The sequence below is a fragment of the Cupriavidus sp. HE11 genome (genome assembly GCF_056097175.1).
Genome location: NZ_CP184465.1, coordinates 1,829,311 through 1,855,801, shown reverse-complemented (window position 1 = coordinate 1,855,801; position 26,491 = coordinate 1,829,311). Strand labels below are relative to the sequence as shown.

Sequence of the window (26,491 nt, the reverse complement as noted above, 5' to 3'; positions counted from 1 at the left end):
CCGGGCGGTCAACTGTGAACCCCGTCGTCCGGCCGCGTCGAGCTTCGTTTGACCACCCCGGCGTTGGCGCCGGGGTGGTCTTTTTTTTGGCTCTTCGGAGCGTTACGAAGCCGGCGCACCGTCCGCCTGTTCCTGGCGCGCACGCCACTTCGACACGCTGCAGCCGTACTGCGCGCCGAACCAGCGCGAAAACGCGCTCAGCGACGAAAAGCCCAGCAACGTAGCCACCTCGGACAATGGCCGCGCACGGTTCTCGATGTAACGCGTCGCCAGGCTGGCCCGTGCCTCGTTGAGCACGTCCGAATAGGTGACGCCGTCCTGTGCAAGCCATCGATGCACGGTGCGCCGGTCCACCCCCAGTTGCTGGGCCACTCGATCGACCGAGCACATGCCGCTGGGCAGCAGTGCATGTACGAGCTTGCGCACCTTGTCGGTCATGCTGGTGTTCGATTGCGCCAGCAGCGTGCCCAGGTAGCGCTTGACCTGCTGCGCCATGACGGGGTCGTAGGACGGCAGGGGCGCTTCCAGGTCCTTCGCCACGCAGACAATACCGTCGAAGTCCTGCCCGTAAAGCGCCGGCATGCCGAACACACGCATGCAGGCGGCCTGGCTCTCGGGCGCCGCGTGCGTGAAGCAGATGCTGCGCGGGCGCCACGCCGGGCCCAGGAACAGCGTCAGCATGCGGAACATCACGCCTGCGGCGAGTTCGGTGGCCTGGCGCAGGGTGCCCGGAGCATCGCTGAGGATGTGCAGGCGGATCAGCACCACGTCGTCCGCGTCTTCCACGCGCATGACCAGCGCTTCGTTCTGCAGGCCCATGTAGCGGACCATCGACTCCAGCGCGCGGCGCAGCGTGGGCTCCTCGCGCACCACGAAGGCCAGCGGCCCCAGGTTGGCGAACTGGCGCAGTTCGGCCATGCGCAGGCCGAAATCGTCCACCTGCGCGGCACTTGCCGAGGCCTCCAGCAGCTTGCCCACCAGGGCGGCCGGGATGCGGATGTCGGGATCCAGCAACGCATTGCGGCTGATGCGTGCGGCACGCAGCATCTGGTGTGGATCGAGCCCGACGGCTCGCGCCACATCCACGTAGTTGGTAAGGCTGGCACTGCGCAGAAAGTAGGACATCGCGTTTTCCCTGACTGTCCCCAAATGTAAATCGAGCGTCCCCGATCGTCAAATTGCAACGCGCCATTCGCCGATACTTCGATCACCGCAGCACGCACCCTACATAGGAGACAAAGATGCAATTCCTCGACGATTCCCTGCACCCCGAGAACATGGACAAGGTGGTCATCACCGTGGCCCCGTACGGCCCCGAATGGATGCCCGAAGATTTCCCGGAAGACATTCCGGTCACCATGGAAGAACAGATCCAGAAGGCCGTTGACTGCTACAACGCCGGCGCCACCGTGCTGCACCTGCACGTGCGCGAACTGGACGGCAAGGGCTCGAAGCGCCTGTCCAAGTTCAACGAACTGATCGCCGGCGTGCGCGCCGCAGTGCCCGACATGATCATCCAGGTGGGCGGCTCGATCTCGTTCGCACCGGAAGACGAAGGCCAGGCCGCCGTGTGGCTGTCCGACGACACGCGCCACATGCTGGCCGATCTGACCCCGGCTCCCGACCAGGTCACCGTGGCGATCAACACCACGCAGATGAACATCATGGAACTGCTGTACCCCGAGTACCTGGCCGGCACGTCGCTGTCGAACCCGGCGTACATCGAGGCGTACCGCGAGATGACCGTTCCGGCCGGCCCGGGCTGGGTGGAAGAACACCTGCGCCGCCTGTCGAACGCCGGCATCCAGCCGCACTTCCAGCTGACTGGCATCCACGCGCTGGAAACGCTCGAACGCATGGTGCGCGCCGGCGCCTACAAAGGTCCGCTGAACCTGACCTGGATCGGCATCGGCGGCGGCTTCGACGGCCCGAACCCGTTCAACTTCTTCAACTTCATCCACCGCGCGCCGGACGGCTGCACGCTGACCGCCGAATCGCTGCTCAAGAACGTGCTGCCGTTCAACATGATGGCGATGGCGATGGGCCTGCATCCGCGCTGCGGCATCGAGGACACCATCATCGACCAGCACGGCAACCGCATGACGTCGGTGCAGCAGATCGAGCAGTGCGTGCGCGTGGCGCACGAGCTGGGCCGCGAGATTGCCACGGGCAAGGAAGCGCGCGAGATCTATCGCATCGGCACCTGGTACGACAGCGTGGACGAAACGCTGGCCGCCCACGGCATGCTGCCGAACCGCCAGTCGGGCCAGAAGAACCTGCCGCTGCGCCGCGCGGCCTGATCCATTACCTCACCCAGCGACCCCGTCATGTCACAGCCCACGGATACCCGGCCCGCCAACCCCTGCATCAACATCTGCCGCATGGACAGTGCGCGCCGGTACTGCCAGGGATGCGGCCGGACCTCGACCGAAATCGGCCTGTGGGACGGCATGACCGACGCGCAGCGCGCCTTCATCATCGAGGCGCTGCCTGCGCGGCGCGGTCGGCCGGCGGCAGGCCGGTCCTGACCGCCCCAAGCATTCCCGGCGACGCGCCGCACAGAGTATGCGGCGCGCGCCATCCGTTTCACCGGGTCTGCCAATTTCAACGCGACGACACTTTCCTCTTCAGCCCATAGTGCGGGCAGGTCCGGCTTTCTATACCCACAAGACCTATCATGGAGACAACATGCCGAACCAACCCGCCCCCCTTCGCATGCGCCGCGCCATCCTCGCGGCCATCATGACGCTGGCGATGCCGGCCGCCATGGCCTGGACCAGCAAGCCCGTGCGCGTGCTGGTGCCCGCGCCAGCCGGCGGCACCATGGATGTCATGGCGCGCGTGCTGGCCGAACAGCTGGCCGCCGACCTGGGCCAGTCCGTCGTGGTCGACAACAAGCCGGGCGGCGGCGGTGCCATCGCCATCAACACGATGCTGGCCGCACCGGCCGATGGCCAGACCATCATGGTGACGGCCACCAACGTGCTGACCGAAGTGCCGCAGGTGCAAAAAACGTCGTACGACACCATGAAGGATGTCCGCCCGCTGGCGGCGGTGGGCCGTTCGCGCATGGTGCTGGTGGGCGCGCCGAACCTTCCGGCCAAGGATCTCAAGAGCCTGATCGCGTATGCCAGGGCCAACCCGGGCAAGCTCAGCTTTGCGTCGTACAGCGCCGGCACGGCATCGCACTATGCCGGCGCCATCATGAACCAGGAAGCCGGCATGGATCTGCAGCACGTGCCGTTCGCGGGCTCTGGGCCCGCGCTGGCCCAGGTGATGGGCGGCCAGATCCCGCTGATGTATGACGGCATGGTGACCTCGCTGCCGATGATCCGCGCCGGCAAGCTCCAGCCCTACGCCGTGGCGTCCCGGACCCGCTCGCCGCTGCTGCCGCAGGTGCCGACGTTTGCCGAGCAGGGCTACCCCGATATCGACTTCAGCAACTGGGTGGGTGTCATCGCATCGGCGCAGATGCCGGCCGACATGGCCCAGAAGATCCAGAGCGCGGTGTACAAGGCCGCCGCCAACCCCAAGGTGCGCGAGCGCCTGGAGGCGCTTGGCTACGAGCCGATGCCGGCCCAGTCGCTGCAGGACCTGAACCAGTCGCTGCATGCGGAATACGACCGCAACGCAGGCATCGTCAAGACGTTCAACATCAAGCCCTGATTCCGTAGCGCATCCCCGACCGCAGGCCGTTATTGCAACGGCCTTTCCCTTGCCCTATAGTTAGCTTCATGGCTAACTATCAAGTCTCGGTGAGCGACGTGTTCCATGCGCTCGCCGATCCCACCCGCTGCGCAATCGTCTGCGCGCTGGTCAGCGGCGCGCAGACGGTGTCGTCGCTGGCGGCGCCGTTCGACATGGCACTGCCGTCGTTCATGAAACACGTGACGGTGCTGGAACGCAGCGGCCTGATCCGCACCAGCAAGGCCGGGCGCACGCGCACGTGCGAACTGGTGCCGGAAACGCTCTCGCAAGCCGAGCAGTGGCTGGCCGAACAGCGCGCCGTGTGGGAAGCCAGATCCGACCGCATGGTCGATTTCGTCGAGCGACTTCATCAAGAGGAGCAAGCCCATGCAGGAAAACGCCGCTGAATCCCGCGATCTCGTGATTTCCCGCGTGCTGCGTGCGCCGCGTTCGGCGCTCTGGCGCGCCTGGTCTGACCCTGCCCTGCTCAAGGAGTGGTGGTGTCCCAGGCCGTGGACCACCGAAGTCCGCGCCTTCGACCTGCGGCCGGGCGGCAACTTCCACACCTTCATGCAGGGGCCCGATGGCGGCACCAGCGACAATCCCGGCTGCTTTCTCGAAGTCGTGCCGCAGTCGCGGCTGGTGTTCACGTCGATGCTGACCGGTGGCTGGCGACCGCACAAGCCCTGGCTCGGCTTCACCGCCATCATCACGATGGAGGACGAGGCCGCCGGCAGCCGCTACATCGCCCGCGTCATGCATCCCGACGAAGCCACGCGCGACCAGCACGAGAAGATGGGCTTTTTCGAAGGCTGGGATACCGTCATCACCCAGCTCGACGACTTCGCCACGACGCTGCGCTGAGGCCTCGCCGGCCAGACGGCACGTTCAGGGCGGCAGCAGTGCCGTCCGCGCAGCGGCCAGCACTTCGCTGGTCAGTCCTTCCAGCAGACCCGATGCCGCGCGTGCGTGCTGCCAGTGCAGCGGCACGTCCAGCGGCGTGTCGGGCACCAGCGCCACCAGCGTACCGGCCTGCAGATAGCCATCGATCATCGCCTGCGGGTGCATGCCCCAACCCATGCCGGCCAGTGCCGCCGTGACAAAGGCGTACGACGACGGCAGCGTGTGCCGGGGCAGTTGCACCTGCCGGTGGCATAGCCGGCTTACCCAGCGTGCCTGCAGTTCGTCCTTGGCGTTGAACACCAGGCTCGGCGCCTGGGCCAGGCTGCCGGCACCCACGCCGGCCGAAAAATGGCGCGCCACGAATGCCGGGCTGGCCGCCGCCACGTAGCGCATGGCCCCCAGCGGGCGGCTGTTGCATCCCGCGGCCGGGCGCGCAGTGGCCGTGACTGCTGCCAGCACGGCGCCGCTGCGCAGCCATTCGGTCGTGTGGTCCTGGTCGTCGACCGCCACTTCCATCAGCACCGGATGCCGTGCCGCAAAGGCGGCAATTGGCTGCGCGAGCCACGTCGCCAGGCTGTCGGCATTTACGGCCACCGGCAGCGGCACGCGGGCCTCGCCCTGCGGCGCCAGTGCGGGCAGGGCTCCCTGCAATTCCTGTTCAAGCAAGCGCACGTGATCGACATGCTGGCACAGCCGGCGGCCGGTCTCGGTGGCGCGGCACGGGGTTTCGCGCACCACCAGCGCACAGCCCACGCGTTCTTCGAGCATCCGGACACGCTGCGAAATGGCCGATGGGGTGACATGCAGCGCGCGGGCGGCCCGCTCGAAACTGCCTTCGCGTACAACGGCGGCCAGGGCGGAAAGCGCGGCGTAGTCGAGCATGATTAAGTCTGGCTAATGTGGGTGAAGATTGTTTAGTTTGGCTTCACCTCCAGCCAATGGCAAGCTTGCGGCCATGAATTCGATCGACTTGCTGACACCCGCCGCGCCCGGTTTCGCTGTGCTGCTGCAGGGCCTGGCCCTGAGCCTTGGCCTGATCGTCGCCATTGGCGCCCAGAACGCGTTTGTGCTGCGCCAGGGCCTGCGCCGCGAACACGTGGGCAGTGTGGTGTTGCTATGCGCGCTAGCCGATGCGCTGCTGATCGCGGCCGGGGTCATGGGCATGGCCCGCGCGCTGGGCGAACGCCCGGCGCTGGCCGCCGCGCTGGCGCTGGCTGGCGCGGTATTCCTGGCCTGCTACGGATGGCGGGCGTGGCGCCGCGCCCACGGTCAGCATGCGTTGCAGGCGGCCGAAGGGCGGGCCAGCGCAACCCGTGGCGCCGTGCTGGCCCAGGCCCTGGCCTTCACATTGCTCAATCCTCATGTCTACCTGGACACCGTGCTGCTGGTGGGCAGTATCGGCGCGCAACAGCCTGCGGCAATGCGCGGCTGGTTCGTGGCCGGTGCCAGCGTCGGCAGCCTGGCCTGGTTCGGCGCGCTGGGATTCGGCGCACGATGGCTCGCACCGTGGTTTGCCAATCCGCGCGCCTGGCAGGTGCTGGACCGGCTGGTCGGCGTGACCATGCTGGTGCTTTCGGTGCTGCTGGTACGGCACGCCATTGACGGATTCCGGGGTCTGGCCTGACTGCAGGCGCGCCACCGCCCGCTCGACTGCCCACGTAAACGCAAAAAGGCCGCCCTCCGAGCCGGGGAGGGGCGGCCATCAATTTTCCCTTTCGCCTCAGGCTGCCTTCTTCTCTCGCAGCAGCTTCTTGTCAATCTTGCCCACGCTCGTCTTCGGAATCGCCGCGACGAACGCGATGCGGTCACTCTCCGGCACCGCGAACTTGCTCAGGCGCTGGGCCTCGACATGGCCGAGCAGCACCGCACGGATGCGCTGGGCATCGACATCGATGCCGGCCTTGCGCACCACATAGGCCATGGGGCGCTCGCCCCAGCGTGCATCGGGCACGCCCACCACCGCGCATTCCTGCACGCCGTGCACCTGGGTGACCAGGTTCTCGATCTCGATCGACGACACCCATTCGCCGCCGGTCTTGATCACGTCCTTGAGCCGGTCCACGATCTGCACGAAACCGTCCTCGCCCATCACCGCCACGTCCTGCGTATGCAGGTAACCGTCGGCCCACAGGTCCTCCGAAGCGGACGGCTTGCGGAAATACGACTTGGTCAGGTACGGCGCGCGCAGCACGATCTCGCCCTGCGCCTTGCCGTCGTGCGGCACTTCGCGCATATCGGGGCCGACGATGCGGAAGTCGGCCAGCGGCACGGGACGGCCCGTGGCACAGCGCATGCGCACTTCCTCCTCGCGGGTCAGCGGTACATGACCCGGCGGCAACTGGGCCAGCGCCACGATGGGGCCTGTTTCCGACATGCCGTAGCCGGCAAAGATGTCGATACCGCGCGCCAGTGCCGCCTCGCACAGCACCGGGGGCAACGCCGAGCCGCCGATGATCATCTTCCAGCCCCACAGGTTGCACTCGCCTTCGTCCGCCGCCTGCAGCAGCATCTGCAGGATGGTCGGCACGCAGTGCGAGAACGTGACCTTCTCGGACTTGCGCAGCTGCAGCAACGCAGCCGGCACGTAACGGCCCGGCAGCACGGTGCGCAGCCCCAGCATGATCGCCACGAACGGCATGCCCCAGGCCATCACGTGGAACATCGGCGTGATCGGCATGTACACGTCTTCGCGGTGCATGCGTTGGCCCTCGCGCGGCGAGCACAGGCTGGTGGCCGTGGTCAGCGTGTGCAGCACGATATCGCGATGGCTGTAGCACACGCCCTTGGGGTCGCCGGTGGTGCCCGTGGTGTAGAACGTGGTGGCCTTGGTCCGCTCGTCGAAGTCCGGAAAATCGAATTCCGCCGATGCGGCGCCCAGCAGGGCCTCGTATTCGCCGTCGAACGGCACGGAACCGGCAGGCACATCCTGGCCATCGGCCATCAGCACGAAGCGCGGCTGACGCACCAGGCTGTCACGGATCTGCTCCAGCACCGGCAGGAAGTCCGGATGCACCAGTACCACGTCGGCGCCCGCGTCGTTGAGCGTATAGAGGATCTGCTGCGGCGACAGGCGCACGTTCACCGTGAACAGCGTGGCCCCCATCATCGGCACGCCGAAGTAGCACTCCAGGTAGCGATGGCTGTCCCAGTCCATCACGGCCACCGTGCTGCCGTGGCGCACGCCCAGCGCCCCCAGCGCGTTGGCAAGCTGGCCCAGGCGCTGGTGGAAATCGCGATACGTGTAGCGCATTTCACCGCGATAGCTGATCTCCTGATCGCCATGCAGGGTCATTGCATTGGTCAGCAGCTGCTTGACCAGCAGCGGGTAGGCGTATGCCGAGGGGGTGGTGACGACGAGGTTGTCCTTCATGCCTGCTCTGTCCTTTCCTTCATGTCCTGCGGGTTCAGCTTGATCCGCACGCGGATCAGTACGGCACGCTGCCGATGATGCCGGCGCGTTCCATCTTGCGGTGGCACGGCGCGTAGTCCATCACCGCGTAGTGCTGGGTGGCCGTGTTGTCCCAGATCGCCACGCTATTCGGTTCCCAGCGCCAGCGCACCTGGAACTCGGGGATATAGGCCTGCGACACCAGGTAGCGCAGCAGGTCGGCCGCGCCCGGGTTGGCGTCCTGGCCGTAGCGCACCCGCGCCGGGGTGTGGAAGTTGGTGAAGTGCGTGGTGAAGCCGTTCACGTACAGCACCTTCTCGCCGGTATCGGGGTGCGTGCGCACTACCGGATGCTCCGCATCGGGAAACTGGGCCTTGAGCGCCAGCCGCTTCTCGATCGGCATGGCGGCCCCGAAACTGGCCTCGATGCTGTGGCGCGCACGCAGGTCGGCAATCTGCTCCTTGACCGTGTCCGGCAGCCGTTCGTAGGCCAGCGCCATGTTGGCCCACATGGTGTCGCCGCCCACCGGCGGGCATTCCACGCAGCGCAGCACGGCGCCGAACTGCGGCGCCTCGCGCCAGGTGGTGTCCGAGTGCCAGCAGTTCTCGTAGCGGTCGTTCGGCTGGTCCGGACGCTTGTAGATGCGCACCAGGCCCGGATGCTCGGGATCGCTGCCGGCCACGGGGTGGTCTTCCAGTTCGCCGAAGCGGCGCGCAAACGCCACGTGCTCGGCGCGGCTGAACTGCTGGTTGCGCAGGAACAGCACGCGGTGCTTCAGCAATTGCGCACGAATCTCGCCAAACAGGTCGTCGTTGCGCACCGCCTCCCCCAGATCCACGCCCACCAGTTCGGCGCCCAGCGCACAGCTCAGTTGTTGTACTTTCATGTCTGTCTCCTCGGATGCTTCAGATGACGAAGATCGACGAACCGGTGGTCTTGCGCGACTCCAGGTCGCGATGGGCCTGCACCGCGTCTTCCAGCGCGTAGCGCTGGTTGATCTCGATGCGGATACGGCCCGACCCCACGTGGTCGAACAGCTCACCTGCAAGCTCGGCCTTCTCGGCCGGATCGGCGATATAGTCGGCCAGCGCCGGACGCGTCACGTAGACCGAGCCCTTCATCGCCAGCAGCACCGGATCGAACGGCGGGATCGGACCCGACGCCGTGCCCACGCACACCAGCAACCCACGACGCTTGAGCGAATCGAGCGATGCCATGAAGGTGTTCTTTCCCACGCTGTCGAACACCACGTTGGCGCCCACGCCATCGGTCAGTTCGCGCACCCGCGCCGCCACGTCTTCATGGCTGTAGTTGATGATGTGCTGGCAGCCATGGGCCCGTGCAATCTCGCCCTTCTCTTCGGTCGACACCGTGCCGATCACGTTCAGGCCCAGCAGGCGCGCCCACTGCGAGACAATCAGCCCGACACCGCCAGCCGCCGCGTGCAGCAGGATCGTGTCGCCCTTGCGGAACGTGTGGATGCGCCGCATCAGGTAGGCCGACGTCAGGCCGCGCATGGTCATGGCGGCTGCCGTCTCGAAGCCGATGCTTTCCGGCAGGCGGATCAGCGGCGCAGCCGGCACCAGGCGCTCGGTGCTGTAGGCACCCAGCGTGTTCACAAAGCCGGTGTACGTCACGCGGTCGCCTACGGACACATTGGTCACGCCAGCACCCACGGCCTGCACCACGCCCGACGCTTCCACGCCCATGCCAGCCGGCAGCGGCACCGGATAGGTGCCATTGCGGAAGTACGTGTCGGCGTAGTTGAGACCCACCGCCACGTGGCGGATGCGGACCTGACCCGGACCCGGGTCGCCTACCTCGGCGTCTTCGTAGCGAAGCACTTCAGGTCCGCCGGTTTCATACATACGCACTGCCTTGGCCATGGAATCGTCTCCAGAGTTTGGGGGCGGCACGACTTGCGCCGCCATGACGTCAATGTAGGAGTCGCCAGCCCCGGCTGCTTTGCAGCGCAATCCGGACACTTTGCATTTCATGCCACCGCCGCCTATCATCGCGCCAACGACGCGTCATGGCCCCCTGCATGTGAAGCGCGCAAGACGAAAAACGGGAGACACGCTTGAAAACCCTGGTACGCGCCGCCGTGATGACCAACTTCTTCGATGTCGCGCGCGGCCTTGGCGCCAATCCGCTGCCGCTGCTGCGCACGGCACGGCTGAGCCAGGCGCTGCTGGCCGACCCCGAACAGCGCATTCCGGTCCAGGCCTGCGCCACGCTGCTCGAAGCCGCCGCCGAGGCTACCGGCTGCCCCACGTTCGGCCTGCGCATGGCGGAGTCGCGGCAACTGTCGGACTTTGGCCTGATGAGCCTGCTGATCAGCCAGCAGGCCACCTTGCGCGACGCCCTGGAAACCATCATCCGCTACCGGCATCTGGTCAACGAATCGGTAGCCATCCTGCTGGAGGCCTCGGAAAAGGTGGTGGTGATCCGGCAGGAAGTGGTGCTCGAAGCGCCGTCGCGCCAGGCCACGGAACTGGCGCTGGGCGTGGTGTTCCGGCTGTGCCGCGTACTGCTGGGGCCGCAGTGGCACCCGCAGAGCGTCAATTTCACGCATGCGGCGCCGCCTGACCTGCAGGTGCATCGCCGCCTGTTCGGCTGCCCGCTGGAGTTCGGCAGCGAGTTCAACGGCATCGTCTGCCTGGCCGCGGACCTGGACGCGCCGAACCCGACCGGCAACCCGGCCATGGCGCGCCATGCCGAGCGGGTGGTCGAGACGATGGCGCGCGCGAACGACATGTCGATCGGACGCGAGGTGCGCAATGCCGTCTACCTGATGCTGCCGATGGGACGCGCCACCAGCGAAGCCGTGGCACAGGGGCTGGGCATCAGCCTGCGCACGATGCAGCGCCAGCTCGATGCCTCGGGCGAGACCTTCACGGACATCGTCAACGGCGTGCGGCGCGACCTGGCGCAGCGCTACGTGGCCAATCCCGACTATTCGCTGCTGCGGGTCTCGGAATTACTGGGCTACGGCTCGGCGGCAGCATTCACGCGCTGGTTTTCCGCACAGTTTGGCGAGGCGCCGATTGCCTGGCGGCGGCGGCACGCGTGCACGCGCTGACAGCCCCGCAACGTTACTCATGCGGCCCTTGCGACACGGCACCGCGGCGTCTAGGCTAAGAGAAGGTCACTGCGCGTCACTAAGCATCATCGCGCACCCACTCAACCTGAAAACCGGAGCCCGCATGCCGAATGTCCTGAAGCCGTTGCAGCGCCTGATCGTCGCCACCGGCGCGCTGGTCGTCAGCCTGGGCCTGTTGCCCGCGCACGCGCAGCAGGCGCCAAGTTCCGGCGCCGCGGCCATCTCCGATGCGGTACGCGAGGGCAGCAACCCCTATCGGCCGCCTTCGGCACCCACCGCGAGTCCGGCCGACGCCAAACGCGAACGTTGCGACGCCCTGTTGCAGGAGCTGAACGGCACCTCGAAGCAACGCGCCTACACTTCGCCCGGCACCGCCACGCAAAGCGCGCAGGGCCGTGCCGTTCCCAAGCTGGAGCGTGACGACTCCCGCAAGCAGCTTGAGGAAACCTACCGCGCCAACTGCACCTGAACAACACGGCCGGCAGGCGGCGCGTGCCTCATGACGTCCCGGTCTCCCGCAGCCGGGCCATCTGGCTCTTGACCACGTCAAGCACCGCCGCCGTCATCAGCGCCGTGGACAGGCCGAACATCAGGATGCCCAGCGCCGATTCGATCGGCCCGAGCATGCGCCAGCGGGGCGACATCACGATATCGCCGTAGCCCAGCGTGGCGAAGTTCACCGCCGAGTGATACAGCGCCGCCCCAAGTGTGTCGAACTCGCCCAGCGCCATGAACAGCCCCGCCCACACCACCATCTGCGCGAAGTTGCAGAACAGCGTCAGCAGCATCACCGACGTCAGCAATACCGCGTCCATCCACAGCGGCTCGCGACCCTGCCACTTGTTCTGGAACCGCGCATAGCGCCGCAGGCACAGCGCCACGGCTCCGCATTGCAGCAGCAGACACAGCAGCATCACGGGCGCGGCAACCAGCAGGTGCAGTTGCATTGACGGTCTCCTTCGGGTCACGCCGGCACCGGCGCGCCACGCCGGTCCAGAAGTGCAATCATCAGCCATGCGTACAGCGATACACCGACAAACAGCCCCATGCGCACCATGAACGCCTGGTAGACGTCCTTTCCCGCTGCGCTGTCCGCCACGGACTGCCCCAGCAGGATGATCATCGTGACAAGGCTGTTCAGCCAGAAGCCAGGCGACATGCGCCCCGGCCGCAGCCGGAACAGCCGGCGCGCCACCCATAGCCCGAACAGCAGCATCCACAGGAAGAACATCCAGATGTGAACGAACAACCCCAGCGCCAGCCAGCACAGGATGGCGAGCACCCCGCCCATCAGCGTGGAGCCCACCAGTTCCAGCGCCGCGCCGCGCGCCGTGGTGCTGCAGCTCTGCCGTCCCAGGCTGACCGCCTTCATGATGATGGGCAGGTAGGCTGCGGGGTCGGCCATCGCCAGCAGGAACGGCGGCATCACCACCAGCGTGGCGCGCAGGGCCATGCCATCGGCATCTTCGGGTGTGGCGCCCGGTTTCTGCGGCATGCGCATGTCGCCCGGTTCGGGAATCAGCTGATAGCAGATGCCGAGCATCAGCACCGCGCACAGCAGCCCGCGCACCAGCGCACCGATCACGGTCAGGGCCAGCGCGCTGTTGGCGGTACCCGCCGCCGAAATCAGCGTCACGCCGGCCACCAGGAACGTCGATACCAGGTTATTGCCGCCGCGCAGCCCGTGGCGGAACGCCAGGAACAGGCACAGGCCCGCCATCAGCACGCCGGTCAGGGGCGCATGACGCAGGAAAGGCACCAGCAGCATGCCGCTGCCGGTCGTCAGCAAGACCACCAGCGCCAGGCCCACGCCGGCCTTGAACGGCAGCGGGCGGTCCATCGCCGCAAACAGGAAGACCGCCAGCACCGGCGCCATCACGGGCACCGCCCACTGCATGCCGAAGCTCACGGCCAGGCAGGCGGCGGTGCCCAGCGCCAGCCGCAATGCGCGGCGCGCCAGCATCGCGCGCATGACCAAGGCGGCGTCAGTAGACATACGATACCCAGCTCATGACACGCAGGAATGCGCGGCCCAGCAGGTTCAGCGGGTTCCCTTCGGTGGGGAAGGCCATCACCTCGGCCTGCCCGCCCACGCGCACGCCGTGCAGCGTGGGCAGCTGCCCCGGATCAATGTCGACGATCACCGGAAAGCGCTGCGCGGGCCGCAGCCAGTCGCGGCTGTTCTGGATGGTCGGCAGCGTACCCGGCGGCGTACTCTGGCCGGCGCTGATGCCGTAGCCGATACTGCGCACCTTGCCTGTCAGCACCGTGCCGGGCAGCGCATCGAGCACGATCCGCACCGGCGATCCGGGCGCCAGGTGACCGAGGTTGTTCTCGGTCATGTCGGCGCTGATCCAGACATCGTGGATGGCAATCAGCGTCATCAACGGCGCGCCCGCTGCCGCGTACTGGCCGGTTTCGGTGCGCAGGTCCGTTATCAGCCCGGCCGTACGCGCCTTCACCTGCGCATTGGCAAGGTCCAGCTCGGCCTTGTCCACGGCGGCGCCCGCGCTGCGCAGCTTGGCATTGTCCTCGTCGCTGCCACCCTGTTGCTCGCGTGCGCGCTCCACCTCGGCGCGCGCCGCCGCCACCTGGCTGATGGCCTGCGTGTGCGTGGCGCGTGCCACCTCCAGACGGCGTACCGAGACCGTTCCCGGATCCTCGCGATACAGACGCTCCAGCCGCTCGCTGTCCTGCTGCGCCTTCAGTTCGTTGGCCTGCGCGGCGCGCAGCGATGCCTGGGCCGAGTCGATGCCGGCGGTACTGGCGCCAATCCCGCGCCGGGTGGTCTCCAGGTCGGCGCGTGCGCGGTCCAGTGCGATCTTGTAGTGCTGTGGATCGACATCGAACAGCACGGTGCCGGCCGCCACGTTCTGGTTGTTCTGCACGTAGACGCGCGTCACGCGGCCCGGCACCTCGGAGGCCACCGGTATCACGAACGCCTGCACGCGCGCCTGCTGGGTGTAAGGCGTGAAACGGTCGGCCAGCAGGTACCACGCCAGGCTCAGCACGATCAGCACCACTACCCAACGCAGCGCCTTGTGCGACGGATCGGCCGCCGCCTGCGTTGCGGGCGGCGCGGTGGCGGTGCTGCTGCCGGCGCCCTCGGCCCGCTTTTCGCCGGCCGGCGCGTTGTCGGTACGCGTATCGTTCATGGCCGCGCGCTCCCCGTCTGTGCCGGACGGCTGGCCGCCGGCAGCGGCGATACTTCGTCGATCAATCCGCCCCAGTTGGTGCGTTGCTGCATCTGGGTCCGTGTGCCTGCATCGAGCAGCGGCGCCGTGGTGTCCCAGCCGCCGCCCAGTGCCTTGTAGAGCCCGATCAGGTAGTTCACGGCATTGCCGCGATTGACCAGATAGGCGTCCTGCTGGGCAAACAGCGCACGCTGGGCGTCAAGCACGCGCTGGAAATCGGAATACCCTTCGCGGAACACCGTGTTCGCCAGCGACAGCGACCGCTCGGCCGAATGCGCCGCCTCTCCCAGGATGCGCTCGCGCTGCAGCGCCTTGGCAAGCCCGCTGGCCGCGTCGTCGGCTTCGCGTGCGGCCTGGCGCACCGCGCCCTGGTAGTCGACGATCAGTTGCTGCAGCCGCGCATCCTGCACCCGCACGTTGTTGACGATGCGGCCGTAGTCGAAGATGTTCCAGCGCACGCTGGGGCCGCCCACCAGCAACAGCCCGTTCTGGGTGCCCGGCAGCGAGGCCGCGGTCCAGCCGATGCTGCCCATCAGCGTGACGGCCGGGTAAAGGTCGGCCTTGGCGACGCCGATCAATGCGGACTGCGCCGCGATGCGGAACTCGGCCGCGCGGATGTCCGCGCGGCGCAGCAGCAGGTTGGCAGGCACGTCCTGCAACACGGCCCGGTCGATCAATGGCAGCACCCCCTCGCGGTCAGCGGCGTTGGCCAGCTCGGGCAGCGGGCCCGGCGGGCGTCCCAGCAGCACCACCAGGGCATTGCGCGCCTGCCCGATCTGGTTCTCCAGTTCCGGAATACTGCTCAACGTGCCCAGGTACTGCGTGCGCGCCTGCTGAAAATCGAGTTCGTCGCTTTCGCCGCCCTTGAACAGCCGCTCCGTGATCTCGAAGCTGCGCTTCTGCAGCCGCGCGTTCTCGCGGGCGATGCGCAGCCGCGCTTCGGCCGTGCGCACTGCAAAGTACGTGGTCGCCAGCTGGGCATGCAGCAGCACCAGCACTGCCTCGCGATTGGCCTGGGCGCCAAAGTACGCGGCATCGGCCGATTCGATGGCCCGCGCAAAGCGGCCCCAGAAATCAAGCTCCCAGCCGATATCCACGCCCGCGCTGTATTCCCACATCCGCGCGGTCTGCGCGGTGGGTCCGGACTGGCGGCTGTGGACATACATGGCCGACCCACTGGCCTGCTGCATCTGCGGATAGCGGCCCGCCAGCGCGATGCCCAGCTGGGCGCGCGCCTCCATCACGCGCAGGCCGGCTATCCGCACGTCGGCATTGCCGGCGTCGGCTTCGGCCATCAGCGTTTCGAGAACCGGGTCGCCGAACACCTGCCACCATTGGCGCAGGTCCGGCTCGGCCTGCTGGACGCTGGCCTGCTCGATGGCATCGCTGCGCCAGGTGGCGGTCCACGGCTCGGGCTGGGGCTGGAAATCCGGCCCTACCCGTGCGCATCCGCCAAGCACGGCGGCCACGGCCAGCCAGGCACGGGCGGATGCGGCCACGGCTTATCCCCTGGTGACGTCGGCACCGGTAATGTCGGGCACGCTGCGCGGCGGTTCGGCTTCTACCTCGACGCGCGGCGGCGGGTCTTCCACCCATTGCCAGAACAACTGATAACCGACCGCCAGCACGATCGGGCCGATGAACAGGCCGATCACCCCGCCGGTGACCATGCCGCCCAGCGCGCCGATCAGGATGACCGGCATCGGCACGTCAACGCCGCGCCCCAGCAGCAGCGGCTTGAGCACGTTGTCCGACAGCCCCGCGATGAACACGTAGATGGCAAATATGATGTTGGTGCCGGAAGCGCCCTCTGCCGCGAACACCAGCACGATCACGGGCACCGTGATCAGCGTGGCCGGCAGCTGCATGATGCCCAGCAGCAGCACCGCCAGCGCCAGCAGCCCAGCGCCCGGCACGCCCTTGATGATGAAGGCGACGCCAATCAGCAGCATCTGGATAAAGGCAATGCCCACCACGCCCTGGGCCACGGCGCGCACGGTCGCCGTGCACAGCGCGGTGATGCGCGGCCCGCGTTCCGGGCTGGTGAGGCGCGAGGCAATCTGCTCCGCGCTACGCGTGCCCAGTTCGCCATAGGCCATGATGATCCCGGCGATGATCAGCGCGCCGACGAAGACCAGCAGCCCCACGCCCACGCCGCCCACGGCCCCAAGCAGGCCGATGCTGGCCGTCTTGATCTGCGGCCCCAGCTTCTGGATCAGGCCGCCGGCATCGCTGGACGCCATCGCCCAGGCGTCGTGCACCCGCTGCCCGATCACGGGCCAACCGGCCACAGACTCCGGCGGCGGCGGAATCGTGAACTCTCCGGTCTTGGCAATCGCCATGGCGTGCTCGACCGAATCGATGAGCGCAATGCCCAGCAGGTAGGTCGGGACCATCACCACGGCAATCACCAGCACGATGATCAGCGTGGCGGTGCGCCCTTCGCCATCAAAAACCTTGCCGCGTAGCCGCACCTGCAGCGGATACATGGTGATGGCCAGTATCACCGACCACAACAGCAGGTTCATGAACGGCTTGAAGATCTGGAAACAGAAGACCGACAGCAGCGCGATCAGGCCGAAGCGGATCAGCGAGTCGATCAGCGTGCGCGACGCGGTCGCGCTGGAATACGGGGCTTGCAGCATGGGATGGCCTCCCTTGTGCGGCGGGATTGCGGGCGCGCCATCAGGCATCCTGGCGCCTGCGTGCGATCAGGACCACGATGGCGCCGACGGCGAACAGCACCACGCAACCCAGCAACCAGTCGCGGGCGAGCACATTCACCAGGTAGCGTGGCGGGTCGCTGCCGGTCCGGAACATCTGCACCTCCAGGCCACGCATCGCCAGCCTGAACAGGTTCAGCTTGTCCGGCATCTGTCCGCTGGGATCGCTGAAGAAGATGCCCACCACGGCCAGCCACAGCGCCCCCGCCATCAACACGACACCGCATTTATGCATGATGGCAAACACGAACAGGTTCTGTCACTAGAGTCAGCCAAGCATCGGCGCAATGCAATTGGTCCTTGGGCCAAGCATTGGCCCAAGGTCCATTGCCAAAGCACGATGTAGTGTCCAGATTGATACTCGGGGAAAGTGTCCCCCCACAAAGACTCTGGGAGCAGACATGGCAAAACAGGCACGGCGCGCCGAAAGCGAGGCGGAGGCCGGCACCGCTTTGGGCCGCAAGGACTATGACGAGATACTGGCCGGACTGCATGTGGAGCTGGTACACATGCAGAACTGGATAAAAGCCACCGGTACCAAGGTCTGCGTCGTCTTCGAGGGACGGGACGGCGCAGGCAAGGGCGGCACCATCAAGGCCATCACGGAGCGGGTCAGCCCGCGCGTGTTCCGCGTGGTGGCGCTGCCCGCACCCACCGAGCGCGAAAAGACCCAGATGTACATGCAACGGTACATCCCGCATCTGCCCGCAGCGGGCGAGGTGGTGATCTTCGACCGCAGCTGGTACAACCGCGCCGGCGTGGAGCGCGTGATGGGCTTTGCCAGCGACGAGCAGGTGGACGGCTTCCTGCGTGCCGTGCCGCTGATGGAGCGCGCCATTGTCGGGTCGAACGTGCTGCTGCTCAAGTACTGGCTCGAAGTCACGCCTGAAGAGCAGACGCGCCGGCTGCAATCGCGCATCGAGGACGGGCGCAAGACCTGGAAGCTGACGGACATGGACCTGAAGTCGTACAGCCGCTGGTACGACTACTCGCGTGCCCGCGACGCGATGTTCGATGCATCCGATACCGATTTCGCCCCGTGGCACGTGGTGCGCTCCGACAACAAGCGGCGCGCCCGGCTGAACATCATCAGCCATCTGCTCGCTTCCGTGCCCTACGAACGCATCAAGAGCAAGAAGGTCACGCTGCCGGCGCGGCAGAAGCCGGGCAACTACAAGGCGCCCGACTATCCGTACCGCTACATCCCCGAGAAGTTCTGAAAGCCCTGCAGCGGGCGACGGGGCTTGCGCCCCGCCGTCCCGTGCCGGTCACTCCTTGATCATCGTTTTCTTCCAGTCGCCGTCCGACTGCTGGCAGTACCAGCCTGTCCAGCGCTCGGGTTGCCGGCCCGGCTGACGCAGTTCGCTACGCACCTTGCGGCAGCGCTGGCCGCTCTCGGTACGCGTCTTGAGCGGCGTGAACGTTCCGTCGGTAGCCTTACTCTTGGGATTGCTGGTGCTGGCATCCAGGTGGAACGGCACACTGGCGCCGTCGTCGGAATCCGTCAGCGTCTTGCCGAAGGCGGTGCGCAGAGCCGCCACCTGGTCCTTGTCCAGCGTGCCGATGATGGTGCCGTTCAGGAAGTGATCGAAATACGCATGCGCTGGCCAGGCCAGGCCCAGCAGCGCGGCCGCGCACAGGCCGTGCCATTTCGCAGTGTGTTTCAAGGCTGCCTCCTTGGCTCCTTTGCCGGACTGGTTGGAAAAGCCGGCTACTTCGCGGTACCCGGGGTGACCGATACCGCAACTGCCTCAGTATAGACAGCCTGCACGCGGTCACCCTTCTTGACGGCCTTCATCTGGTCGGGGTCTTCCACCAGCAGGTCCACCGTGCGCCCACGCGGCCCCTTCACCGTGACGATGTTCTTCTCCTTGTCGACCTTGACGACCTGCGCCACCACGGTCACTTCGCGTCCAACCCGGCCACCCGGCTTGGCGCCCGGCTGCGAGCGTTCGGCGATCTCGCGTTCCTGCATGGTCGCCGCCCCGCTGCCCTTCTTCAGGCTTACGGTCAGGGCTTCGGTGTACTCGACGGCCACCTTGTCGCCCACGTGCAGCTGGTCGAAGTTGCGCGCCTCTTCACCCACGGTCATGTCCACGACCTTGCCGGCCTGGGTCTTGAGCGTGACCTTGCGCGACGCCGCGTCGATGGCGGTGATGGTGGCGTTGACCTTGGCCGTGGCGGTGGCCGTGGCCTGCCCGTCGGATCGCGTCACGTCCGTCTTCACATCCGGCTGGGCATGGGACACCGCCGACAGGCTCAACAGCACTGCCGCTGTAATCGCAACTCGCTTGAACATATGACCTCCCTGGTTATTGGATCGTGTAGCCGCGCCCCTGCATGCAGGCTGAATACGCGCGGTAATAGGTGTTCATGGCACCCGACTGCTGCGATTGCGCGTTGGCCTGCGCATTGCGCTGGTTCTGGCGTGCCCGGTGGCCGCCAGCCATCGTGCCCACGGCCGCGCCGGCTGCCGCTCCCTTGCCGGCATCGCCCGCGATGGCGCCAACGACCGCGCCGCCCGCCGCACCGCGCGCCGCACCGCCCACCCGTTCGCCACCGCCCACGGCCGGCCCGCTGGGCGCCGGAGGCGGCGCGGCGGCCACCTGCGCCGGATCGATGCCGGTGTTCGACTTGGCCCACGAATAGCAGTAGCCGTCATCCTCCTGCTGCTTGGCCTGGCTTTGCCCCTTGGCCGGATAGGCGATGGGTTTCGATTGCGCGAGTGCGCCAGCGCTCAGGCCAACCAGGACGGTGGCGGCAAGCAACGCGGCAGGAATGCTGGATCTGGACATGATTCACTCCTTGGCGGGGCTGGCCGGCTGACTGACGCTGGCCTGGGGTGCGCTGTCGACGGGCCAGCCGCCGCCCAGCGCCTTGTAGAGCTGGACCAGCTGGCCAAACTCCGTGCCGCGCAGCGTCGATTGCTCCAGCTGCGCGGAAAACAGCGAGCGCTCCGAATCGAGCACCTCCAGATAGCTGGTGTAACCGCCTTCGTAGCGGTCGCGCGCCAGCAGTGCATAGCGCGACAGCGCGTCCACCTGGTCGTTCTTTGCCACCAGCTGGCTGCGCGTGTACTGCACGCCGGCCAGCGCATCGGCAACCTCGCGGAACGCCGTCTGCACCGCCTGCTGATAGCCATACAGCGCCTGCTTCTGGCGCGCCTCGGCCTGCTTCACGTCACCGGCAATCGCGCCGGCGGTGAAAATCGGCAGGCTGATCAGCCCGCCATACGACCAGGCTTTAGACGACCCCACCCATAGCCCGGACAGCGCCGTGCTGGCCGCGCCGAACATGCCGGTCAGCGAGATCGTCGGGAAATACTGCGCGCGTGCGGCGCCAATCTGCGCATTGGCCGACACCAGCGACTGCTCGGCCTGCAGCAGGTCCGGGCGCTGCTCCAGCAGCGAGGACGGCAGCCCCACCGGCACCACGGGCAGGATCAGCTCGTCAATCGACTTGCCACGCGGCATGGCGCGCGGGTTATCGCCGACCAGCAACGCCAGCAGGTCTTCCTGCTGCGCCACCAGCTGCCTGAACTGCTCGACCGATGCCTGGGCCGACGCGTACTCGGAACGCGACTGCGCATACTCGACCTCGGACACCACGCCGCCCTGGAACCGTTCCCGGAACACCTGCAGCGCGCCCTCGCGGCTGGTCAGCGTGTCCTGCGCGATACGCAGGCGGTTGTCGAGGTCGCGCAACGTGATGTAGCCGCTGGCCACCGCCGCCACCACGCTGATCTCGGTGCTGCGGCGCGCCTGTTCGGAAGCGGCCCAGTCGGCCCGCGCCGATTCGGTCATGCGCCGGATCCGGCCGAACAGGTCGATCTCCCACGATGCGTAGACGTCGGCCTTGACCGAGTTGAACGGGTTGTTGATGGGCAGTACCGTGCCGCCGCTATTGCTGATGCGCTGCCGGCTGCCGCCTGCCTCTGCGCCCACCTGCGGAAACAGCCCCGCACGCGTGGTCATCACGCGCCCGTAGTATTCCTCCACGCGCGCCGTGGCAATCAGCACGTCGTAGTTGTGCGCGCGCGCCGTGGCGATCAGGTCGTCGAGCACCGGGTCACCGATCTGCGACCACCAGTATTGCGTGGTCACCACGTCGGCCGACTGCTGCGTCTCGGGCGCGAAACGATAGGTCTCCGGCACCGGCACGTCGGGCCGTACGTAGTCCGGACCCACGGTACAGCCGCCAGCCACCAGCGTCAGCGCCGCCAGCCCCGGCACCAGGGCGCACCCTGGCCATCCACGATGGCTCATAGCGTGCCTCCGGTAGGCGCGGAGGGCTTGGCGCCGGACCCTGCATCGTTCTCGCCCTGCTCGGCGAGCTTCTTCTTGCTCTCGCGCTCCAGGCCCCAGAAGAACATCGGGATAAAGAAGATGGCGATCACCGTGGCGCCGAGCATGCCGCCGATCACGCCGGTACCCAGCGACTGGCGGCTGGCCGCCGACGCGCCGCTGGCAATGGCCAGCGGGATACAGCCGAGGATGAACGCCAGCGACGTCATGATGATCGGACGCAGCCGCATCTTGGACGCCTTGACCGCCGCGTCATACGGGCTCAGCCCCTCCTTGACGCGCATCTCCACCGCGAACTCGAAGATCAGGATGGCGTTCTTGGCGGCCAGCGCGATCAGCACTGTCAGCCCGATCTGGAAGTACACGTCGTTCTCCATCCCCCGCACCAGGATGCCGACCAGCGCACCGAACAGCGCGAACGGCACGGCCAGCAGCACCCCGATCGGCAGCGACCATTTCTCGTACTGCGCCGCCAGGATCAGGAACACCATCAGCAGGGCGAAGGCAAACACCAGCGCCGCCGTGGAGCCGGCCTTCTTTTCCTCGTAGGCCTGGCCGCTCCATGCATAGCTGTAGCCCTCGCCCAGCACCTCGGCCGCCACTTCCTCCATGGCCTGCAGCGCCTGGCCCGAGCTGTAGCCCGGCGCGGCATCGCCGGTAATCTTGGCCGCCGGGAAATTGTTGAAGCGCGTCACCAGGTCTGCGCCGGCTATCCAGCGCGTGGTGGTCACCGCCTTGATCGGCACCATCTCGTTGTGCGAATTGCGCACGTACACCTTGTCGATGTCTTCGGGCTTCGACCGGTACTCGGGCTCGGCCTGCAGGATCACCTGGAACAGGCGGCTGTTCTTGGGGAACTGGCTCACGTACAACGATCCGAACATGGTCTGCAACGCGGAGTACACCTGCTCCACAGGCACGCCCTGCGTCTCGGCCCGCTCGCGATCCAGGTCAACCAGCAGCTGTCGCGAACGCGTGTTGATTGTCGTGCTCACGCCGCGCAGCTCCGGACGCTGCCGCGCCTTGGCGATAAACGCGCGCGTGCGTTCCTCCAGTTGCTGGTAGGTACCGTCACCTGTGCTCTGCAGCCAGAACTCGAAGCCGCCCGTGGTGCCCAGCCCTGGAATCGACGGCGGATTCACGGGAATCACCAGCCCGTCGCGATACGTCGAAAACTCCTTGTTGGCCTTCGCGATCAGGTCGGCCGCGCTCTCGCCCTTGCCGCGCTCGTGAAAGCCCTTCAGCGTGATGAACAAGGTGCCGGCATTCGACTTGTTCTGCGAATCGATCAGGCTGAAGCCATCGGGCACGGCCACCGACTTCACACCCGGCTGCTTCTCGAACCACTCGGCGGCCCGCTTCGATACCGCGCCGGTACGATCCAGGCTGGCCGCGTCCGGCATGATCACCGCGCCCAGCAGATAGCCCTGATCCTCCACCGGCAGGAACGACGACGGAATGCGGATGAACATCAGCACCGCGGCCACGATCAGCGCGACGACGATCCCCAACGAGATCGCCGTGCGCCGGATCACGACCTGCACGGTCGATCCATAGCCTTCCACCAGCCGGTCGAAACTGCGGTTGAACCATTGGAAGAAACGGTTCTTCTTGTGGCTGCCGGGCTTGAGCAGGATGGCCGCCAGTGCCGGCGACAATGTCAGCGCCACCACGCCGGACAGCAGCACCGACACCGCCAGCGTAATGGCGAACTGCTTGTAGAGCTGGCCCGTGATGCCCGACAGGAACGCCACCGGGATAAACACCGCCAGCAGCACCAGCACGATGGCGATCACCGGGCCGCCCACTTCGTCCATGGCGGCCTTGGCGGCCTCCTTGGGCGGCATGTGGAACTCCATCATGTTGCGTTCGACGTTCTCGATCACCACGATGGCATCGTCCACCACGATGCCGATGGCCAGCACCATGCCGAATAACGTGAGCATGTTCACCGAGAAGCCGAAGGCAGCCATGGCGGTGAACGTGCCGATGATCGACACCGGCACCGCCAGGATAGGAACCAGCGTGGCGCGGAAGCTCTGCAGGAACACGTACACCACCAGGATCACCAGGATCACCGCATCGCGCAGCGTATGCACCACCTCGTTGATCGACTCATGCACGAACTCGGTGGTGTCGAGCGCCACCTCGTATTCCAGGCCCGGCGGGAACGACTTCTTGGCTTCCTCCAGCGCCTTGCGGACCTGTCCTGCCACGGCCAGCGCGTTCGCACCCGGTTGCTGGTACACGGCCAGCAGCGTTGCCGTCTTGCCCTTGTAGCGGCTGCGCAGCGAATAGTCCTTCGATCCCAGTTCGGCGCGGCCGATATCCTTGAGCCGCACCAGCGCGGCGTCGCCGGATGCCGCGCGCAGGATGATGTTCTCGAACTCGGCCGGCTCGGTCATGCGGCCCTTGGTGGTCACCGGGAACGTCTGCTTGACCGGTTCCGACGTGGGCGAACTGCCGATGCGGCCAGCCGAAAACTGCTCGTTCTGGTTGGCCACCGCGTTCTTGACGTCCTCGGCCGTGATGCCAAGCTGGGCCATGCGGTCGGGCTTGAGCCAGATGCGCATGGCGTAATCGGGCGTGCCGAAGATGGCCGACTGGTTGGCGCCCGGGATGCGCTTGAGCGAATCGAGGATGTAGATGCTCGTGTAGTTGTCGACGAAGGTCTGCGGATAGCTGTTGTCAGGCGAATAGACGGCAATCACCATCATGAACGCCTGCGAGCGCTTTTCCACGGTCACGCCCTGCTTGGTCACGGCGTCGGGCAGTGTCGGCAAGGCCAGGTTGACGCGGTTCTGCACGTCCACCTGCGCCAGCGCCGGATCGGTGCCGATCTCGAAATACGTGGTCAGCGTGATGTTGCCCGTGGACGAGCTGGTGGACGACATGTACAGCATGTTGTCCGCGCCGTTCACCTGCTGCTCGATCGGGGCGGCCACGTTCTGCGCCACCACTTCCGAACTGGCTCCCGGATACGTCGTGGACACGGTGATGCTGGGCGGCGTGATGTCCGGAAACTGTGCAATCGGCAGGTTGAACAGCGCCACCATCCCGCCCACCACGATGATGATCGACAGCACCGACGCGAAGATCGGGCGGTCGATAAAGAAGTGGGAGAGTTTCATGACGCCGCACCCTTGCCGGCTTCCGACGCGCCGGTGGAGCCCGGTGCCGCGGGATGTGCCGGGGGCGCCGACGGTGGCACCGGCGACGGCCCGTCGCTGGCCTGGCGCGGCGGCGCGGCCACCGGCTTGACCGGCGCGCCGGGCGCGAGCCGGATCGAGCCGTCGACAATCACCGTATCGCCTTCATGCAGGCCCGAACGCACCACCCAGTTGCCCTGCGACCATTCGCCCACATCGATCACGCGCGGTTCGGCCTTGTTCTCCTTGCCCACCAGCCACACCGACTGACCGCGCTGGCCCTGCACCACCGCTTCCTGCGGCACGGTGATGGCCTTGGTACGCACCGCGCCAATCAGCCGCACACGCACGAACTGGCCCGGGCGCAGCATGCCCTTGGTATTCGGCATTTCGGCGCGAATCAGGTAGGTGCCGGTTTCGGAATTGAACGACGCATCGGCAAAGGCAATATGCCCGCGCTGCGGATACGTGGTGCCGTCGGCCAGCACGATCTCCACTTCCATCGCGCCCCGCTCGGGCATGCGGATGCTGCCGGCCGCGGTCTGCGACTGGTATTGCAGCACCTCGTTCTCGGACAGGCTGAAGTTGACCCAGATCGGATCGAGCTTGGCTACATACGTGAGCAGGCTGTTGGTGGCGTCGATGTACGAGCCCACCTGCTTCTTGGCATAGCTGGACAGGCCATCCACGGGCGACGCGATCGTCGTATAGCCGAGATTCAGCTTGGCGTTGGTGACGTTGGCCTTGGCGGCTTCGACGGCGGCAGCGGCGGACTGCTCCTGGCCGGTCGCTTCGTCCAGGTCCTTCTGGCTCAAGGCGTTCTTGGCGGCCAGCGGCTTGACCCGCGCCAGGTTCGAGCGTGCGGTGGTCAGCCGGGCCTGTTGCTGGGCCAGTTCGGCCTGCGCCGCGTCGAGCGCGGCCTGGAACGGCTTCTGGTCCATGCGGAACATGACCTGGCCGGCCTTGACCATCGAGCCTTCGGTATAGAGGCGCTGCTCCAGGAAGCCGCTCACGCGGGCCCGGATCTCCACCTGCTGGGAGCTTTGCGTCTCGCCCACGAACTCGTAGGTCAGTGGCACGTCGTGCAAGGTGACCTTGACCACGCCCACTTCGGCGGCCGGGGGCGCGGCCGGCCCCTTGGCCTCCTGCTTGTGGCAACCGGACACCGCCAGTGCGGCCAGGACCAGCAATGCCCACCGACCGCGCTTGGATTCCAGACCGCTTGCCATCGTCGTATCTCCTGCTCGCGTCGGCCGCGGGCCACGCGAGACTTGTGCGATTACCTGAAGTGTTCGCGCAGGATCAGCGCATTGATCTTGTGGCCGTTCCAGAACACGCCATGGATGCGCGGCACCAGCTGCTGCAGCGCGCCCGTATCCACCGTCCGGAACGTCAGCGTCATCGAGGGACGGGTACCGTCGCCGTCCTGCCGCTCGATCTCGTCGGCAGGCGGAAAGCCATAGCGGCCAAGGAATTCCTTGACCTGCTCCTCGGTGGTGTCCGGGTGGAGGTTGGAAAGCATCAGTAGCGACATTTGCCGGTCCTCCTGTTTGGCTGGCGAGCCATGCGTGCGGCAGGGCGCCTGCTGCACGCCTTGGTAAGAGTGTGCCTGCTACGGCCTGAATGACAATTGGACCAAGGACCAAAGGCATGGGACTAAGGCATCACGCTTCGTACCAGATCAACCAGCTGGGCGGCGTCGAAAGGCTTGCGCAGATAGCCGACGGCGCCCGCCGCCAATGCCTTGTCGCGTGCCTCCGGCACCTCGTGCGCGGTAATGAAGATCAGGGGAAGCGCCAGGCCGGCCAGTTGTTGCTGCACCTCCAGCCCGTCCATCCCCGGCATGCAGACGTCGAGGATCACGCAGAACGGCCGGTAGGCCGCCTTGCCCTGGATGCGGGCAAGAAAATCGGTGCCGCTGGTGAAGGTGTCGACCGTGATGCCCGCGGCACGCAACAGCCGCGACGTGGATCGCGCCACTGACGCGTCGTCGTCCACAACCACCACGAAGTTTCCGGTAGCACCCATTTGCACGTTGCG

The 26,491-nt window shown here is 66.7% G+C and carries 28 protein-coding genes; 9 read left to right on the top strand and 19 right to left on the bottom strand.

What is annotated here, in order from left to right:
- Positions 1 to 102 precede the first annotated feature (102 nt).
- Positions 103 to 1,125 (bottom strand): AraC family transcriptional regulator, encoded by a 1,023-nt coding sequence (locus ACOABP_RS25660; RefSeq protein ID WP_474228482.1) that lies wholly within the window; start codon positions 1,123 to 1,125, stop codon positions 103 to 105.
- 116 nt (positions 1,126 to 1,241) lie between these two features.
- On the opposite strand from ACOABP_RS25660, the gene ACOABP_RS25655 reads away from it, so the two are divergent.
- The 5 genes from ACOABP_RS25655 to ACOABP_RS25635 all read left to right on the top strand — a co-directional run bounded on the left by ACOABP_RS25655 (position 1,242) and on the right by ACOABP_RS25635 (position 4,551).
- A complete protein-coding gene (locus ACOABP_RS25655; protein ID WP_066742223.1) occupies positions 1,242 to 2,300 on the top strand; it encodes a beta-keto acid cleavage family enzyme in 1,059 nt (352 codons plus the stop codon).
- Positions 2,301 to 2,327: 27 nt separating this feature from the next.
- Positions 2,328 to 2,528: a DUF1289 domain-containing protein gene (locus tag ACOABP_RS25650; RefSeq protein WP_474228481.1), complete on the top strand. Its 201-nt coding sequence runs from the start codon at positions 2,328 to 2,330 to the stop codon at positions 2,526 to 2,528.
- 160 nt (positions 2,529 to 2,688) lie between these two features.
- The gene (locus ACOABP_RS25645; protein ID WP_474228480.1) at positions 2,689 to 3,666 is read left to right on the top strand and encodes a Bug family tripartite tricarboxylate transporter substrate binding protein; all 978 of its coding nucleotides are present in this window, start codon (positions 2,689 to 2,691) and stop codon (positions 3,664 to 3,666) included.
- Between the two features lie 68 nt (positions 3,667 to 3,734).
- On the top strand, positions 3,735 to 4,094 hold the full coding sequence (locus tag ACOABP_RS25640; protein ID WP_066742228.1) for an ArsR/SmtB family transcription factor: 360 nt from the start codon (positions 3,735 to 3,737) through the stop codon (positions 4,092 to 4,094).
- A complete protein-coding gene (locus ACOABP_RS25635; protein ID WP_474228478.1) occupies positions 4,075 to 4,551 on the top strand; it encodes an SRPBCC family protein in 477 nt (158 codons plus the stop codon). Before ACOABP_RS25640 ends, ACOABP_RS25635 begins: the two co-directional genes overlap by 20 nt.
- A 24-nt stretch (positions 4,552 to 4,575) precedes the next feature.
- Here the strand turns inward: ACOABP_RS25635 and ACOABP_RS25630 are convergent, their stop codons facing one another.
- Positions 4,576 to 5,472, bottom strand: coding sequence for a LysR family transcriptional regulator ArgP (locus ACOABP_RS25630; protein WP_066742234.1), 897 nt, complete (start codon positions 5,470 to 5,472; stop codon positions 4,576 to 4,578).
- 73 nt (positions 5,473 to 5,545) lie between these two features.
- On the opposite strand from ACOABP_RS25630, the gene ACOABP_RS25625 reads away from it, so the two are divergent.
- Positions 5,546 to 6,214 carry a LysE/ArgO family amino acid transporter gene (locus ACOABP_RS25625; protein WP_474228476.1) on the top strand — a complete coding sequence of 223 codons (669 nt, stop codon included), beginning with the start codon at positions 5,546 to 5,548 and terminating at the stop codon, positions 6,212 to 6,214.
- Positions 6,215 to 6,310: 96 nt separating this feature from the next.
- Here ACOABP_RS25625 and ACOABP_RS25620 read toward each other — a convergent pair whose 3' ends face one another.
- From ACOABP_RS25620 to ACOABP_RS25610, 3 genes are read right to left on the bottom strand one after another with little or no spacing between them, the layout of a single operon-like run.
- A complete protein-coding gene (locus ACOABP_RS25620) occupies positions 6,311 to 7,960 on the bottom strand; it encodes a long-chain-fatty-acid--CoA ligase (RefSeq protein ID WP_474228475.1) in 1,650 nt (549 codons plus the stop codon).
- A gap of 55 nt (positions 7,961 to 8,015) precedes the next feature.
- The gene (locus ACOABP_RS25615) at positions 8,016 to 8,864 is read right to left on the bottom strand and encodes a TauD/TfdA dioxygenase family protein (RefSeq protein WP_474228474.1); all 849 of its coding nucleotides are present in this window, start codon (positions 8,862 to 8,864) and stop codon (positions 8,016 to 8,018) included.
- A gap of 19 nt (positions 8,865 to 8,883) precedes the next feature.
- Entirely contained in the window at positions 8,884 to 9,864 is a 981-nt protein-coding gene (locus ACOABP_RS25610; protein WP_066742251.1) for a quinone oxidoreductase family protein, read from the bottom strand.
- Between the two features lie 194 nt (positions 9,865 to 10,058).
- Between ACOABP_RS25610 and ACOABP_RS25605 the strand changes: the two genes are divergently transcribed.
- Together ACOABP_RS25605 and ACOABP_RS25600 are read left to right on the top strand one after the other, a co-directional pair.
- Positions 10,059 to 11,060: an AraC family transcriptional regulator gene (locus tag ACOABP_RS25605; protein WP_474228472.1), complete on the top strand. Its 1,002-nt coding sequence runs from the start codon at positions 10,059 to 10,061 to the stop codon at positions 11,058 to 11,060.
- Between the two features lie 124 nt (positions 11,061 to 11,184).
- Positions 11,185 to 11,550 (top strand): hypothetical protein, encoded by a 366-nt coding sequence (locus ACOABP_RS25600; protein ID WP_474228471.1) that lies wholly within the window; start codon positions 11,185 to 11,187, stop codon positions 11,548 to 11,550.
- A 28-nt stretch (positions 11,551 to 11,578) separates the two neighbouring features.
- On the opposite strand, the gene ACOABP_RS25595 is transcribed toward ACOABP_RS25600, so the two are convergent.
- The 6 genes from ACOABP_RS25595 to ACOABP_RS25570 are packed head-to-tail and all read right to left on the bottom strand — an operon-like array spanning position 11,579 to position 17,233.
- Positions 11,579 to 12,028 (bottom strand): ion channel, encoded by a 450-nt coding sequence (locus ACOABP_RS25595; RefSeq protein ID WP_066742258.1) that lies wholly within the window; start codon positions 12,026 to 12,028, stop codon positions 11,579 to 11,581.
- Positions 12,029 to 12,045: 17 nt separating this feature from the next.
- On the bottom strand, positions 12,046 to 13,077 hold the full coding sequence (locus tag ACOABP_RS25590; protein WP_474228470.1) for a DUF2955 domain-containing protein: 1,032 nt from the start codon (positions 13,075 to 13,077) through the stop codon (positions 12,046 to 12,048).
- A complete protein-coding gene (locus ACOABP_RS25585; protein WP_474228469.1) occupies positions 13,067 to 14,236 on the bottom strand; it encodes an HlyD family secretion protein in 1,170 nt (389 codons plus the stop codon). The genes ACOABP_RS25590 and ACOABP_RS25585 overlap by 11 nt, the downstream gene beginning before the upstream one ends.
- Positions 14,233 to 15,774 (bottom strand): efflux transporter outer membrane subunit, encoded by a 1,542-nt coding sequence (locus tag ACOABP_RS25580; protein WP_474228468.1) that lies wholly within the window; start codon positions 15,772 to 15,774, stop codon positions 14,233 to 14,235. Before ACOABP_RS25580 ends, ACOABP_RS25585 begins: the two co-directional genes overlap by 4 nt.
- Before the next feature lie 3 nt (positions 15,775 to 15,777).
- Positions 15,778 to 16,920, bottom strand: a complete 1,143-nt coding sequence (locus ACOABP_RS25575; protein ID WP_474228467.1) for an AI-2E family transporter — start codon at positions 16,918 to 16,920, stop codon at positions 15,778 to 15,780.
- A 40-nt stretch (positions 16,921 to 16,960) separates the two neighbouring features.
- On the bottom strand, positions 16,961 to 17,233 hold the full coding sequence (locus ACOABP_RS25570) for a hypothetical protein (RefSeq protein ID WP_474228466.1): 273 nt from the start codon (positions 17,231 to 17,233) through the stop codon (positions 16,961 to 16,963).
- 166 nt (positions 17,234 to 17,399) lie between these two features.
- Here ACOABP_RS25570 and ppk2 point away from each other — a divergent pair, with 166 nt between their 5' ends.
- Complete coding sequence (ppk2, locus tag ACOABP_RS25565) at positions 17,400 to 18,218, top strand: polyphosphate kinase 2 (protein WP_474228465.1); 819 nt, start codon at positions 17,400 to 17,402, stop codon at positions 18,216 to 18,218.
- Positions 18,219 to 18,266: 48 nt separating this feature from the next.
- Here the strand turns inward: ppk2 and ACOABP_RS25560 are convergent, their stop codons facing one another.
- The 8 genes from ACOABP_RS25560 to ACOABP_RS25525 all read right to left on the bottom strand — a co-directional run bounded on the left by ACOABP_RS25560 (position 18,267) and on the right by ACOABP_RS25525 (position 26,479).
- Complete coding sequence (locus ACOABP_RS25560) at positions 18,267 to 18,665, bottom strand: hypothetical protein (RefSeq protein ID WP_474228464.1); 399 nt, start codon at positions 18,663 to 18,665, stop codon at positions 18,267 to 18,269.
- Positions 18,666 to 18,709: 44 nt separating this feature from the next.
- Positions 18,710 to 19,297 (bottom strand): hypothetical protein, encoded by a 588-nt coding sequence (locus ACOABP_RS25555; RefSeq protein WP_474228463.1) that lies wholly within the window; start codon positions 19,295 to 19,297, stop codon positions 18,710 to 18,712.
- Between the two features lie 13 nt (positions 19,298 to 19,310).
- A complete protein-coding gene (locus ACOABP_RS25550) occupies positions 19,311 to 19,793 on the bottom strand; it encodes a glycine zipper family protein (RefSeq protein ID WP_092599191.1) in 483 nt (160 codons plus the stop codon).
- A gap of 3 nt (positions 19,794 to 19,796) precedes the next feature.
- Positions 19,797 to 21,263 (bottom strand): efflux transporter outer membrane subunit, encoded by a 1,467-nt coding sequence (locus tag ACOABP_RS25545; RefSeq protein ID WP_474228462.1) that lies wholly within the window; start codon positions 21,261 to 21,263, stop codon positions 19,797 to 19,799.
- Positions 21,260 to 24,433, bottom strand: a complete 3,174-nt coding sequence (locus ACOABP_RS25540) for an efflux RND transporter permease subunit (RefSeq protein ID WP_474228461.1) — start codon at positions 24,431 to 24,433, stop codon at positions 21,260 to 21,262. The genes ACOABP_RS25545 and ACOABP_RS25540 overlap by 4 nt, the downstream gene beginning before the upstream one ends.
- Positions 24,430 to 25,680 carry an efflux RND transporter periplasmic adaptor subunit gene (locus tag ACOABP_RS25535; RefSeq protein WP_474228460.1) on the bottom strand — a complete coding sequence of 417 codons (1,251 nt, stop codon included), beginning with the start codon at positions 25,678 to 25,680 and terminating at the stop codon, positions 24,430 to 24,432. The genes ACOABP_RS25540 and ACOABP_RS25535 overlap by 4 nt, the downstream gene beginning before the upstream one ends.
- A gap of 50 nt (positions 25,681 to 25,730) precedes the next feature.
- A complete protein-coding gene (locus ACOABP_RS25530; protein WP_474228459.1) occupies positions 25,731 to 25,985 on the bottom strand; it encodes an RNA recognition motif domain-containing protein in 255 nt (84 codons plus the stop codon).
- Positions 25,986 to 26,107: 122 nt separating this feature from the next.
- Positions 26,108 to 26,479, bottom strand: coding sequence for a response regulator transcription factor (locus ACOABP_RS25525; RefSeq protein WP_474228458.1), 372 nt, complete (start codon positions 26,477 to 26,479; stop codon positions 26,108 to 26,110).
- Between the last annotated feature and the right edge of the window lie 12 nt (positions 26,480 to 26,491).

Coding starts and splice junctions, on each gene's coding strand:
- ACOABP_RS25550 (WP_092599191.1), bottom strand. CDS start 19,793: ATGTCCAGATCCAGCATTCCTGCCGCGTTGCTTGCCGCCACCGTCCTG.
- ACOABP_RS25545 (WP_474228462.1), bottom strand. CDS start 21,263: ATGAGCCATCGTGGATGGCCAGGGTGCGCCCTGGTGCCGGGGCTGGCG.
- ACOABP_RS25540 (WP_474228461.1), bottom strand. CDS start 24,433: ATGAAACTCTCCCACTTCTTTATCGACCGCCCGATCTTCGCGTCGGTG.
- ACOABP_RS25655 (WP_066742223.1), top strand. CDS start 1,242: ATGCAATTCCTCGACGATTCCCTGCACCCCGAGAACATGGACAAGGTG.
- ACOABP_RS25620 (WP_474228475.1), bottom strand. CDS start 7,960: ATGAAGGACAACCTCGTCGTCACCACCCCCTCGGCATACGCCTACCCG.
- ACOABP_RS25555 (WP_474228463.1), bottom strand. CDS start 19,297: ATGTTCAAGCGAGTTGCGATTACAGCGGCAGTGCTGTTGAGCCTGTCG.
- ACOABP_RS25575 (WP_474228467.1), bottom strand. CDS start 16,920: ATGCTGCAAGCCCCGTATTCCAGCGCGACCGCGTCGCGCACGCTGATC.
- ACOABP_RS25585 (WP_474228469.1), bottom strand. CDS start 14,236: ATGAACGATACGCGTACCGACAACGCGCCGGCCGGCGAAAAGCGGGCC.
- ACOABP_RS25625 (WP_474228476.1), top strand. CDS start 5,546: ATGAATTCGATCGACTTGCTGACACCCGCCGCGCCCGGTTTCGCTGTG.
- ACOABP_RS25650 (WP_474228481.1), top strand. CDS start 2,328: ATGTCACAGCCCACGGATACCCGGCCCGCCAACCCCTGCATCAACATC.
- ACOABP_RS25600 (WP_474228471.1), top strand. CDS start 11,185: ATGCCGAATGTCCTGAAGCCGTTGCAGCGCCTGATCGTCGCCACCGGC.
- ACOABP_RS25640 (WP_066742228.1), top strand. CDS start 3,735: ATGGCTAACTATCAAGTCTCGGTGAGCGACGTGTTCCATGCGCTCGCC.
- ACOABP_RS25535 (WP_474228460.1), bottom strand. CDS start 25,680: ATGGCAAGCGGTCTGGAATCCAAGCGCGGTCGGTGGGCATTGCTGGTC.
- ACOABP_RS25630 (WP_066742234.1), bottom strand. CDS start 5,472: ATGCTCGACTACGCCGCGCTTTCCGCCCTGGCCGCCGTTGTACGCGAA.
- ACOABP_RS25525 (WP_474228458.1), bottom strand. CDS start 26,479: ATGGGTGCTACCGGAAACTTCGTGGTGGTTGTGGACGACGACGCGTCA.
- ACOABP_RS25645 (WP_474228480.1), top strand. CDS start 2,689: ATGCCGAACCAACCCGCCCCCCTTCGCATGCGCCGCGCCATCCTCGCG.
- ACOABP_RS25590 (WP_474228470.1), bottom strand. CDS start 13,077: ATGTCTACTGACGCCGCCTTGGTCATGCGCGCGATGCTGGCGCGCCGC.
- ACOABP_RS25530 (WP_474228459.1), bottom strand. CDS start 25,985: ATGTCGCTACTGATGCTTTCCAACCTCCACCCGGACACCACCGAGGAG.
- ppk2 (WP_474228465.1), top strand. CDS start 17,400: ATGGCAAAACAGGCACGGCGCGCCGAAAGCGAGGCGGAGGCCGGCACC.
- ACOABP_RS25635 (WP_474228478.1), top strand. CDS start 4,075: ATGCAGGAAAACGCCGCTGAATCCCGCGATCTCGTGATTTCCCGCGTG.
- ACOABP_RS25615 (WP_474228474.1), bottom strand. CDS start 8,864: ATGAAAGTACAACAACTGAGCTGTGCGCTGGGCGCCGAACTGGTGGGC.
- ACOABP_RS25595 (WP_066742258.1), bottom strand. CDS start 12,028: ATGCAACTGCACCTGCTGGTTGCCGCGCCCGTGATGCTGCTGTGTCTG.
- ACOABP_RS25660 (WP_474228482.1), bottom strand. CDS start 1,125: ATGTCCTACTTTCTGCGCAGTGCCAGCCTTACCAACTACGTGGATGTG.
- ACOABP_RS25610 (WP_066742251.1), bottom strand. CDS start 9,864: ATGGCCAAGGCAGTGCGTATGTATGAAACCGGCGGACCTGAAGTGCTT.
- ACOABP_RS25570 (WP_474228466.1), bottom strand. CDS start 17,233: ATGCATAAATGCGGTGTCGTGTTGATGGCGGGGGCGCTGTGGCTGGCC.